Annotated in this window: 10 protein-coding genes; 8 read left to right on the forward strand and 2 right to left on the reverse strand. The window is 40.5% G+C overall.

From position 1 onward, the window contains the following. Positions 1–5: 5 nt before the first annotated feature. Complete coding sequence (locus KZP23_RS21525; protein ID WP_226333872.1) at positions 6–1,469, reverse strand: NADP-dependent isocitrate dehydrogenase; 1,464 nt, start codon at positions 1,467–1,469, stop codon at positions 6–8. 231 nt (positions 1,470–1,700) lie between these two features. Here KZP23_RS21525 and KZP23_RS21530 point away from each other — a divergent pair, with 231 nt between their 5' ends. Beyond that, complete coding sequence (locus tag KZP23_RS21530) at positions 1,701–2,486, forward strand: enoyl-CoA hydratase/isomerase family protein (protein WP_226333873.1); 786 nt, start codon at positions 1,701–1,703, stop codon at positions 2,484–2,486. 22 nt (positions 2,487–2,508) lie between these two features. Next, positions 2,509–4,023, forward strand: coding sequence for an oligosaccharide flippase family protein (locus KZP23_RS21535; RefSeq protein WP_226333874.1), 1,515 nt, complete (start codon positions 2,509–2,511; stop codon positions 4,021–4,023). A 22-nt stretch (positions 4,024–4,045) separates the two neighbouring features. On the opposite strand, the gene KZP23_RS21540 is transcribed toward KZP23_RS21535, so the two are convergent. Next, positions 4,046–5,458, reverse strand: a complete 1,413-nt coding sequence (locus tag KZP23_RS21540) for a hypothetical protein (RefSeq protein ID WP_226333875.1) — start codon at positions 5,456–5,458, stop codon at positions 4,046–4,048. A 337-nt stretch (positions 5,459–5,795) separates the two neighbouring features. On the opposite strand from KZP23_RS21540, the gene dut reads away from it, so the two are divergent. The 6 genes from dut (at position 5,796) to gatA (ending at position 11,862) form a co-directional block, all read left to right on the forward strand. Continuing rightward, positions 5,796–6,230, forward strand: coding sequence for a dUTP diphosphatase (dut, locus tag KZP23_RS21545; RefSeq protein ID WP_226333876.1), 435 nt, complete (start codon positions 5,796–5,798; stop codon positions 6,228–6,230). A gap of 114 nt (positions 6,231–6,344) precedes the next feature. Then, positions 6,345–8,093, forward strand: coding sequence for a tetratricopeptide repeat protein (locus tag KZP23_RS21550; RefSeq protein WP_226333877.1), 1,749 nt, complete (start codon positions 6,345–6,347; stop codon positions 8,091–8,093). After that, positions 8,086–8,826 (forward strand): DUF4292 domain-containing protein, encoded by a 741-nt coding sequence (locus tag KZP23_RS21555; protein WP_226333878.1) that lies wholly within the window; start codon positions 8,086–8,088, stop codon positions 8,824–8,826. Before KZP23_RS21550 ends, KZP23_RS21555 begins: the two co-directional genes overlap by 8 nt. Before the next feature lie 3 nt (positions 8,827–8,829). Continuing rightward, positions 8,830–10,080: a murein hydrolase activator EnvC family protein gene (locus KZP23_RS21560; protein WP_226333879.1), complete on the forward strand. Its 1,251-nt coding sequence runs from the start codon at positions 8,830–8,832 to the stop codon at positions 10,078–10,080. Positions 10,081–10,212: 132 nt separating this feature from the next. Continuing rightward, positions 10,213–10,419 carry a Sec-independent protein translocase subunit TatA/TatB gene (locus tag KZP23_RS21565; RefSeq protein WP_186758532.1) on the forward strand — a complete coding sequence of 69 codons (207 nt, stop codon included), beginning with the start codon at positions 10,213–10,215 and terminating at the stop codon, positions 10,417–10,419. 12 nt (positions 10,420–10,431) lie between these two features. Continuing rightward, positions 10,432–11,862: an Asp-tRNA(Asn)/Glu-tRNA(Gln) amidotransferase subunit GatA gene (gene gatA / locus KZP23_RS21570; protein ID WP_226333880.1), complete on the forward strand. Its 1,431-nt coding sequence runs from the start codon at positions 10,432–10,434 to the stop codon at positions 11,860–11,862. The last annotated feature ends 10 nt before the right edge of the window (positions 11,863–11,872 follow it).

Raw genomic sequence — 11,872 nt, forward strand, 5'->3', positions numbered from 1 at the left:
AATCTTTATTCTCCCTGTGCAAGCGAGAAACCTAATTCCCCATCAAAGGTGTAAAGGTTCTCAATTTTAATAAAGTCAAAACCAAGCGCCTCAACCTGCTTCAAAACCTCTAATACTTGTGCATGAGTAATGGTGCTTTGGTCAGCATTAAAGAACCTCACCCTCCAATGGTCAGAACAGAAAGTTTCTTTCATTCCATCAGGATAAACCTTCACCCCTCTGTTAGTAATCAACTGCATCTTCAGCCCATCAGCATCCACTGACCTTAATTTATCACCAATCACATTGGCATCCCTATCGTTTTCTTTCCAGTCGATAAATACATCCAAGCCGATTAAGTCTTTAACACATGGCTTTCTTTCTGTCAACTTGATCGCCCCCATATTATCATCGCCATCCTCACTTTTCTTGAAAGAAGCAGGAGTCATATTCTCAGGTTTTTGCCCTAATCTTTCGATCACTGACTGAGCAAACTCTTGGGTACCGACCAATTTAGAAGAAACTCCTTCTTGGTAAATATCTCCAGTATGAATTCCATCCTCTAGAGTTTTCATCCAGGCATTGCTGATCAATGCCGCCACTTCAGGTTGGCCGATATGCACCAGCATCATGATGGCGCCATTTAATAATCCTGAAGGGTTGGCAATATCCTGTCCGGCAATATCAGGAGCAGAACCGTGGATAGCCTCAAACATGGCCACATCCTCACCCACATTGGAAGAACCTCCCAAACCTACAGAACCTGTAATTTGAGCGGCTACATCAGAAATAATATCTCCATAAAGATTCAAAGTAACAATCACATCAAACATCTCTGGTTTATCAGCAATCAGGGCTGTACCGATATCAATGATCTTATGATCCGCCTCAATGTCCGGATACTCTTTGGCCACCTCATTAAACACCTTATGGAAAAGACCATCGGCCAACTTCATAATATTGTCCTTGGTCATGCAGGTTACCTTTTTCCTGTTGTTTTTCTTGGCGTATTCAAAGGCATAACGAATGATTTTCTCTGAACCAGGTCTGGAAATCAATTTCAAACACTGATAAACTTCATCCGTCTGTCTATGCTCAATTCCTGCATATAGATCCTCTTCGTTTTCACGAATAATCACCATATCAGTCTTAGGAAAGTGCGTGTGTATGTAGGGAGAAAACGCCTTACAAGGCCTCACATTAGCATAAAGTCCTAATGTCTTTCTTGTAGTCACATTCAAACTCTTAAACCCTCCTCCTTGCGGAGTGGTGATAGGTGCCTTCAAAAACACCTTAGACGCTCTTAGGGAATCCCAAGCTTTTGGTTCTATACCTGAGCTGATTCCTTTAAGATAGACTTGCTCTCCAATCTCAATGACGTCAGTTTCGATATCTGCTCCAGCTGCTTCCAAAATCCCCAGCGTGGCTTTCATGATTTCTGGACCGATTCCATCTCCGTAAGCTACGGTTATTTTTCTTTTGGATGACATACGTAATATTATTATAGATTTGAGGTTTCAAAATGTGTTACAAAAATATAAAATTTTGTCAGACCTGTTTGATAATAAAATGACTATTTCAAATAAAAAGCCAAATGAATTATTGAATTTCAATCCTCAGGATATCAGGCACAAGCTATCATACGGATTCATTTTTGTTAGGTTTACTTTGTCTTTGCTACACCACCTCGTATATTTGGATTCAAACATAGGTTTTAAAGCATGGCTGAAACTACCAATATTCTTTCCGAAAATAAGGATGGCATCTTATACCTCACCATCAATCGCGAAACAAAACTCAATGCAATCAATTTTGAAACGCTTGAGGAGCTGAAAAATATCTTCAATGAAGTAAGCGATAACAAATCCATCAGGGCGGTAATCCTTACTGGAGCTGGGGAAAAGGCCTTTGTTGCAGGTGCGGACATTACCGAAATCGCCGAACTGAACGAGTTAAATGCCAGGAAATTTTCTGAAAACGGGCAAGAAGTTTACAGCTTGATCGAATCTTGCCATAAACCAGTAATAGCCGTGGTCAATGGTTTTGCCCTGGGCGGTGGATGTGAACTGGCCATGGCCTGTCACATGCGCATCGCTTCTGCCAATGCTAAATTTGGCCAACCAGAAGTCAACTTGGGAATTATCCCTGGATATGGCGGCACCCAAAGACTTACTTTCCTGATCGGAAGAGGAAAAGCCAATGAACTTTTGATGACTGGTGATATGATTGGAGCAGAAGAAGCCAAAGCATTGGGCTTGGTAAACTATGTCACCAGCAATAAAGATGAGGCCATTCAAAAAGCAGAAGAAATCCTTCAAAAAATCATGACCAAAGCCCCCTTGGCCTTAGGTATGATAGTGGATTGCGTCAATGCAGTCTACTCCAATAATGAAGATGGCTACCTTATCGAAGCCAATAGCTTTGCCAGATGTGTAAAATCCGAAGACTATAATGAAGGTACCAGCGCCTTTCTGGAAAAAAGAAAACCCAACTTTAAAGGAGAATAAGCAAACACTTTGCTGCTAATCCATGAGCAATCTCAAAAAACTCGCGGGACAAACCGCCATTTACGGGATAAGTAGCATTCTTGGTAGGGTCATTAATTTCCTTCTTCTCCCGCTTTATATAGGTTACCTTTCCAAGGAGGATTTAGGCTCTTTCACCTCCATTTATGCTTTTATCGCATTCTTCAATATTATTTTCACCTATGGAATGGAAACCACTTTTTTTCGGTTTTCTACTGGTAAAGGATTGAATACGCAGACAGTCTACAATAATGCCCAATCCCTGATCCTTACCACCTCACTATCACTTGGCGCCCTCTTATACCTTTCAGCAGAGCCCATTAGCCTTTGGATGAACTATCCGGGCAAGGCTTATTTGTTCAAGTGGACTGCCTTAATATTGACCATTGACGCCATATTGGCCATTCCATATGCCAAATTAAGGGTTGAAAATAAATCCATAAAGTTTGCCCTGACCAAGATGTTGAACATCCTGCTCAATGTAGGCTTCAATATTTTGTTCATTGTAATATTCTTCCATATTCACCGTGGAGATTATCTACTCTTTTTACAGCCTTGGGTTGATGCCATTTACCATCCGGATTGGGGAGTTGATTATATTTTATTATCTAATTTACTGGCCAATGCCTTGATCATTCCAGTTCTTTTCTTCCTTTCTGGTAAATTCAGCTGGAGCCTAGAAAAAAGCATACTAGGTCCCATGTGGCATTATGCCCTTCCCCTACTATTTATGGGCTTGGCTGGAGTCACCAATGAAGTATTTTCCAGATTTCTATTTGAATACCTCTTACCTGAAAACTTTTACCCTGGACTAAGCGCCAGAGAGGCAGGAGGTATTTTTGGAGCCAATTTTAAACTGGCCATCTTTATGAACTTGATCATTCAAGCTTTTAAATACGCTGCAGAACCTTTTTTCTTCTCTCAAAGTGAAGATAAAAACAGCCCTCAGCTCTATGCCACCGTCATGCACTGGTTCATCATATTTTGCGCCACCTTGATGATTTTGGTGGCGGTAAACCTCAATATCATCTCCCCAATAATCCTTGGTAATAAAGGTTATCAGACGGCCACCAATATTGTTCCGATGTTATTGATGGGATACCTGATGCTTGGAGTCTATTTTAACCTAAGCATTTGGTTTAAAATTACCGACAAAACCATTTACAGCTTTTATATTACTTTTACAGGTGCCATCGTCACGATTTTAGTAATCATATTATTTGTGCCCAAACTAGGCTACACCGGAGCAGCCATGAGCACCTTGGCTACTTACCTGTTGATGTCTATCATGTGTTATGTGCTTGGGCAAAAGCATTATCCTATACCTTATAAAACCGTCAAGGACTCCTTCTATTTGCTGATTGCTTTTATTGCATCCTATGCTGGCTTTTATATTGAACTGGATGCTCCCGTACTTACATTTTTATGTAGAAACTCGCTTCCTATTGTCTTTTTGCTGATTGTGTTTCTTTTAGAGAAAAAGGAAATCAATCAATTGAAAAAAAGGCTCATCAAATAGGAGCCGGGCAAACACCACCTATTTAATCCTTAAACTTCTTATTGGTAAATTTTGGTCTTCCAGTTAATTTCAACGTTTCTATAATATAAGCTGTGGCAGCCTTATCAGCCACCCATTCTTCACGGGACGCAAAACTGTCTTCACTTTTATCCAAATAAGTATGGCCATCATCAAACCTGTTTTGCATTTCCAGCACCACCCTTCCTTGCTGCAAAACCCATTCTGAAGCTTGTGCCCTCACCCTGCTATCACCTGAATAGGCGGCCACAGTACTATTAAAAGAGACAAAATTCATTCTTCTCCCTTCTCCCCAGTCAGTGCCTAGTGGGTAAAAGATATCTCCAGAGCCCGAGCGGTAAATCGTCCCTCCAGGAGCCTTTACCACGCCTCCCTTTATACTATCTCCTTTATGAAACTCCAATTCTGTTAATGCCCGAAAAACCAAATCCATATTTCTTTTCATTGACTTAGGTGTCTTTTCTTGAGCCAACCAAAAAAACTTGATGGCATTAAACTCAAAAGGAGAAGTCATATAATCTGGATGAATGAAGTGATGGTTCACGACTGTACCATCCTCATTGATATTGCTTCCTACCAACCAGTTATTTAGTGGTATTCCATTATATTTTTCATTTGAATCCAGATCACTAGGAACTGAGAGCGCGTTGAGATTCAGGAAAATTGTCTTCTTCATCCATTCAGACTGTTTGGGATGCTCTGGCATCATGGCACAGGCAACTGTAAGGATGAGACTATCCCAGGCATTTTCTTCAGCACCTGTATCTCCCGGACTGGCAATTTCACCTGTCCGGTCTTGATAAACCTTTATACCGGCCATACCTTTGTTTTTCATCACCCAATCACATTCGTTATAAATCATCGCCATCACTTCCATACGAGTTTGATGATCCAACTTATCCCACATCATCCAAGCTGCAAAACTGCTATAACCAGCCCATAAGGCGGACTGCCATTTTCTTCCCCACCCGTCTTTTGAATTGGCTAGATGACTATGGACCAAGCTGCGGATCAATTGTATGGTTTTGGCTGTAGCCACTTTGGGCGACACCCCAGTGACATCACTATCATACAGTCCCATCCTCAAGGATACGGCCAAGGACTCTGCCTCTGCTGCTACAGGACGTATTTTATGCTCCGAAGTACCTTTTAAATCCAAAAACTCCCCAATTGGAGTTCCAGAAAAACCGCGTAGGTCCCACCATGAGCTGAGGGCATATTTATTTGCATTGAGCAAAATTTTCCCCACCAATATTTGTTGTGGCGATGTTTTTGGATAGTCTTCAAAACGTGTCCAATCAATACATTCGACCCAATTCACCCCTTCTTCGACACTTATATGCTGTCGACCTAGAGCATCCTGTCCCTTAGTCCAAAAGGCCACTGAGCAAAGCATAAACAAAATAAAACTTCTCAATTCAAATATAATCAGTACAATCTGAAAGATAAATAATAAAGTATGTCAACAAATTCAAACTTAAGGCAAATGTACTAATTCCCCCATCATAATACTTTGTCAGTATAAAATTCTCATTCTTCAGGCTATTCATATTTGGGGCTTTCATTTCTAAGTTCATGCCCCCGGTCACCTCTCCCAATTAAGATCCTTTCCACTCTGATATAAAAACCATGGATTATATTCAAAAGGCTAACGGAATCAGATATAAAAAGCTATTTCCTATTTTTAAGCTAGACCATTCCCTCAAAATAAAAATAACCCCCTATCTTTGACTTTATTTAAAATTCAAAATTCCATGAAAGTAAAAGTAATCAATCAATCAAAACACCCACTACCAGCATACCAGACAGCTTTATCTGCCGGTTTGGATTTAAGGGCCAATCTTGAGAAAAACATTCTCCTAGAGCCTTTGGAAAGGATATTGGTAGGAACTGGCCTGTACATGGAATTGCCAGCAGGTTTTGAGGCTCAAATCAGGCCTAGAAGTGGCTTGGCCTATAAGCATGGCCTTACCGTCCTGAACAGCCCAGGCACAATAGATGCTGATTACCGAGGAGAAATAAAAGTGTTACTCGTCAACCTGTCCAAAGAAACCTTTGAAATCAAAGATGGCGAAAGAATTGCACAAATGGTAGTAACCAAGCATGAACAGATTCAATGGCAAGAAGCAGGAGACCTTTCTGAAACAGAAAGAGGCGCTGGCGGATATGGCAGTACAGGAAAGTCCTGATATTGATCATTTTACTTCCGGGACTATTAGTTGGTGAACCAAAAAGGCATTAAGTTTGTAAAATTCTAGGAAAGGACTTAATCCCGTTCTAGACCAATTTGACTTATTCAAAGCATGAGTTTTAAAAGCATACACAAATATATCTTTCCATTTACTGTTTTACTGTTCACGACCTTCATTGCCAATGAATCATTTGCACAAAAATCAGGTTCGCGTAAAAGTAAAAAACAACAAAAAAAAGAAGCCATGGCGGATCGCCTTTTTATAGAAGGTGAAAAGCACATGATGTTGGAGGATTTTGAAAAAGCTTATTTTTATTTTGGCAAGGCACATGAACTAAATCCTGATGCAGGAGCCATCAATTTCAAATTGGCTGAAATCCTCTCCAGAGCAAACCAAAATGAAGATGCCCTGGAATATGGGCAAAAAGCCATAGCAGCTGACCCTGACAATAAATACTACCATTTGTTGGTTGCAGAAGTTTACACCAAACAAAACCAACCTGACAAAGCCGCTGAAATCCTAAAATCGCTTATTGAAAACTCCGATAAAAACCAACAATATATCCTTGAATTAGCCTCTATCTATCTAGGCACTCAGCAATATGACAAAGCACTTAAGGCCTTAGATGAAGCAGAGGAATATTATGGTGTACTCGAACAACTCTCCGTCCAAAAACAAAGGATTTACCTCAGCAAGAATGATTTGGAATCAGCCGTAAAGGAAGGCGAAAAACTCATCGAAGCCAATCCCGGCAATTCACGGTTTGTATTGGCATTAGTTGAGATGTTATTCAACAATAACAGGACAGACCAAGCCTTGGAGGTCGTCACAAAATCACTGGAAGATTACCCTAACCAGGGAGATCTCAATTTGGCCTCTTATACCCTATTGAAGAAAAAAGGGGAAATCAAAGCAGCACATGCCCAACTTTATAAAGGATTTAGCAATCCTGACCTAGAAGGCAGCGTCAAAGCCCAAACATACGCAGACATCATACAACAAGACCTCAAAACACCTGAGCGGGAAGCCTTACTGGACAGCTTGGGACAGCTCATGGTTTCAAGAAACCCAAATGAAGCTGAAGTATACGCTATATTGGGAGATAGGGCGCTATTTGACCAAAATAATGACCAAGCCCTTTCTCACTATCAAAAATCCATCAGCCTAAACCAAAACGATCCAAAAGTCTTGCAAAGCATCATTAGTTTAATGTTTGAACTGGGCAAGGACTTTGGAGAAATTGAAAAATATACCACCATTGGTGTGGAGGTATTCGAAGACAAGCCTGAATTCTGGTTTTTCCATGGCACTACCAAATTGGCCCTCAATAAACACAAAGAAGCGGAACAATCTTTGCTTAAAAGTCAAGAGTTGAACAAGGGACTGAACAGCCAACTGGACCTTATGATCATGGGCCAATTAGGAGACACTTACCATGCCCTGGACAAAAATGAAAAGGCTTATGCAGCCTATGACAGCATCTTGAAACAAACACCAAATGATGAGCATGTGTTGAACAATTATGCTTATTTTCTCTCTCTGGAGAAAAAAGACCTCCCCAAAGCCTATAACATGTCCAATAAATTGGTAAAACAATTCCCTGATAATGCTACCTATTTAGATACCCATGCCTGGGTCCTGTTCCAAATGGAAAATTACGAACAAGCAAAAATCTTTATGGAGCGGGCATTGGACAATGAAGTAGAACCTAGTGGCGTTATGTTGGAGCATTATGGGGATATTCTTTATCATCTGGGAGAAAAGAACGAAGCATTGAAATATTGGAAGAAGGCCCTCAGCTTAAACGATATCAGCGAAGTATTGAACAAAAAAATCAAGGACATAAAATACTATGAGTAAATACTTTTTACTAAGCCTTATTGCTGCACTAGTTCTTTTAGCAGGTTGCGCCAGAAAAACCAACCTTTTCACCTCCGATGAAACCATGAAGGAGTTTAGCCCCTCCTATTTTGAATTCAATTACCTCAGTGCCAAGGCAAGGGTAGTTTTGGAGGAACAAAACGGCAAAACCACTAGAGGCACCCTTAACCTAAGGGCAAAAAAGGATAGTATTATTTGGTTCAGTGTAAGCCCCGGCTTGGGCATTGAAGCAGTCAGGGGAGTCATCACCACTGAATCCATCAAAATCAAAGATCGCATTAACGGGCAGGACATTGACCTGAGCTATGATCAATTCCAAAACACCTATGGATTGAGGATTTCTCTAAATCTATTTCAAAACATCCTTTTTGCCAATATCCCCAATAAAGTAAGCTACAGGGACAGGCTCGTGCGTGTAGGCAAGACCTTTGAACTTAGGCAAAGAAGAGATGATATTATTTATGAATCGGTCATCGGTGCCCAGCATGGAAAAGTAGAAAAACTAAATACTTCCTCCCGTTACCACAAAGGAAAACTTACTGCGGTCTACCCTGAATTTGAGGACTTAGAAGGCCAACCTTTTGCCAATAAAATCCTCATCACTATGCTGATCCAACAACAATCTAACAACCCTCAGTCTACCCTGGTCAATATGGAAGTCAACAAAGTGGACCTTAGTAACACACCCATTTCATTCCCCTATAATTTTTAAGCTATGAAGCGCAGTTTTCATCTGTTCATAATTTCATTCACTGCTTTTTTGTTTTTGCTGGGGCCGGCAGAACTTCAAGCCCAAACCAAGAAAACCCGAGCCCAGCTTGAAAAAGAAAAAGCAGAAGTTCAGCAGAGATTAAAAGAGTTTGATGAAATCCTAAAAAAGACTTCTGCCAGGAAAAAGAACACCATCGGTGAACTAAATCTAGTCAATAAACAGTTAGAAACCAGGGTTAACTTCATCAAAACCTTAAACACTGAGGTAATATTACTCAATAGAGAGATCAAAGAAACTGAGGGTATGATCGGGTCTTTGGAAAATGATTTAAAGACATTGAAAGAGGAATATGCCCAGATGATTTATGTATCCTCAAAACTCAATAGAGGTGTAACAGTCCTTTCCTTTATCTTCAGTTCTGAAAACTTCAAACAGTTCTATATGCGACTGAGGTATCTCAAGCAATACAGTGATGCCAGAGAAAAGCAGGTAGACCAGATCCTCAAAGTCAGTGCTGATTTACAAGTACAAAAAGAAGAACTACAATCCAAAAAAGGCCAAAAAGAAGATGCTCTTAACGAAGAGCAAAGTCAAAAAGCAGAGTTGGATAAACTCAGGAAAGAACAACAAAGCATTGTCAATTCATTGGCAGCAAAAGAAAAAGAAATTCGCGAGGATATTGCCAAAACTAAAAAGCAACAGGAAGAGCTAAATAATTTGATCAGAAAGGTGATCGAAGAGGAAATCAGACGAGCAGAAGCAGAAGCCAAGAAAGCCAATACAACTACCAAAAAGTCAGCTGGCAGCAGCATGCCAATGACGCCAGAAGCCGCAGCATTGTCGAGTTCTTTTGCCGAAAACAGGGGAAAACTTCCTTGGCCAGTAGCCAAAGGCTTTATTTCTAAGTCTTATGGTAAACACGCCCACCCTACCCTGAAGGATATCATGATCGCCAATGACGGGGTAGACATTCAAACCAGCCCCAATGAAAGCGTCAGGGCAGTGTTTGATGGAGTGGTCACCAAAATCTCTACGGTCCCTGGCATGGGCGGAACCATCATTATCCGTCACGGCGAATATTATACCATGTATAGTCGCTTAAAGACCATTGCTGTAAAATCAGGAGAAACAGTGAAAGCAAATGACAAAATTGGGGAAGTTTCCACAGGCAACAATGGGGTTTCAGAAGTCCATTTTCAAACTTGGAAAGGACTAAAAGTAATGAATCCTTCCATTTGGTTAACGGGGAAATAAGTATTTATCCTATAATATGAGTATCTTTACAAAAAAGATTACGAAAATATAAATAACTGTGCATTATTCCTTTGTGATAGTAAGTCACAATTATATCTTTGTAACGATTTAAAAAACTAAAATTCGCTTATCATGACTACATTGGGTTTCATACAAAATATAGGAGGCGGTTCCTTGGTGGTAATTATCCTAGTGATCATCCTTCTTTTCGGAGCTAAAAGAATCCCTGAATTAGCAAAAGGATTGGGCAGAGGCATCAAAGAATTCAAAGATGCTACCAAAGAGATTCAGGATGATATCGAGGAAGGAATCAAAGGAGACAGTAAGAAGAAAAGCTAAATATTATCACCATTGGAAAAATTCCATTCTTTCGACGAAATAAAAATATCGCTTGAAAATAAGGAAACTGACTGTAAAGCGATAGTCAATTATTATCTCAAAAACATTCAGACGAAGGCGCACTTAAACGCCTTCGTTGAAGTTTATGAGCAATCTGCTTTAGAACAGGCAGAAAAAGTAGATCAAAAAATCCAAAGTGGCACTGCAGGAAAACTGGCTGGAATGGTAATAGGCATCAAGGATGTGCTTTGCTATGCAGACCATGAAGTCAATGCTTCCAGTAAAATCCTAGAAGGCTTCCAATCCCAATTTACTGCTACAGCAGTACAAAAGCTCATCGATGAAGATGCCATCATTATTGGCAGACTCAACTGTGACGAATTTGGTATGGGCTCTTCCAATGAAAACACCGTTCATGGAAATGTACTCAATGCCCTCGATGAAGAGCGTGTTCCTGGAGGTTCTTCAGGAGGTTCGGCCGTTGCTGTGCAAGCGAACCTTTGCACCACTTCTCTGGGTACAGATACAGGTGGATCCGTCAGACAGCCAGCTGCATTTACCGGATTGGTGGGTATTAAGCCTACCTATTCCAGGGTTTCCAGATATGGCTTGATCGCCTATGCATCTTCCTTTGATACTATTGGCGTTTTCTCTACCAATGTAAAGGACAATGCCCTTGTCATGGAAGTCATAGCAGGCCATGATGACAACGACAGCACAGTCTCCAGAAAAGAAGTCCCTTCATATAGCCAACAGCTGGATTTGAAAAAACCAGTTAAAGTTGCTTATTTGAAAGAGACCATTGAATCTGAAGCCTTACAGTCAGAGATCAAAGAACACACCCTTGATGTACTCAATAAGCTAAAAGAAGAAGGTCATCATGTGGAAGAAGTGGATTTCCCACTGCTCGAATATGTATTGCCTACTTATTATATCCTGACCACTGCCGAAGCTAGCTCAAACCTTTCTAGATTTGATGGCGTAAAATATGGTTACAGGACTCCTAATGCCCATAACCTGGAAAGCATGTATAAGCTAACCAGATCCGAAGGTTTTGGAGAAGAAGTAAAGAGAAGGATCATGCTTGGAACTTTCGTGTTAAGTGCCAGTTATTATGACGCTTACTTTACTAAAGCGCAAAAAGTCAGAAGGTTAATCAAAGAGTTCACTGAAGATCTTTTGAATAAATTTGATTATATTGTTATGCCAACCACTCCGTCTACTGCGTTTAAGTTTGGAGAGCATAGTGATGATCCAGTGGCCATGTACTTGGAAGATTTGTACACTGTTCAAGCCTCAGTATCTGGTGTTCCTGCCATCTCCATCCCTAACGGAACGGATGATCAGGGCCTACCGATTGGTTTGCAGATCATAACCAACTCTTTCAAGGAATCAGAGCTGTACGCTTTCGCGGATTACTTAACTAAAATTAAAAAACTATAAATACCATATG

This window comes from Echinicola marina (assembly GCF_020463795.1).
GTDB lineage: Bacteria > Bacteroidota > Bacteroidia > Cytophagales > Cyclobacteriaceae > Echinicola > Echinicola marina.

Bases quoted from the DNA above. Each gene is read 5' to 3' on its own strand.
- KZP23_RS21525 (WP_226333872.1), bottom strand. From the start codon at position 1,469: ATGTCATCCAAAAGAAAAATAACCGTAGCTTACGGAGATGGAATCGGT.
- KZP23_RS21530 (WP_226333873.1), top strand. From the start codon at position 1,701: ATGGCTGAAACTACCAATATTCTTTCCGAAAATAAGGATGGCATCTTA.
- KZP23_RS21535 (WP_226333874.1), top strand. From the start codon at position 2,509: ATGAGCAATCTCAAAAAACTCGCGGGACAAACCGCCATTTACGGGATA.
- dut (WP_226333876.1), top strand. From the start codon at position 5,796: ATGAAAGTAAAAGTAATCAATCAATCAAAACACCCACTACCAGCATAC.
- KZP23_RS21550 (WP_226333877.1), top strand. From the start codon at position 6,345: ATGAGTTTTAAAAGCATACACAAATATATCTTTCCATTTACTGTTTTA.
- KZP23_RS21555 (WP_226333878.1), top strand. From the start codon at position 8,086: ATGAGTAAATACTTTTTACTAAGCCTTATTGCTGCACTAGTTCTTTTA.
- KZP23_RS21560 (WP_226333879.1), top strand. From the start codon at position 8,830: ATGAAGCGCAGTTTTCATCTGTTCATAATTTCATTCACTGCTTTTTTG.
- KZP23_RS21565 (WP_186758532.1), top strand. From the start codon at position 10,213: ATGACTACATTGGGTTTCATACAAAATATAGGAGGCGGTTCCTTGGTG.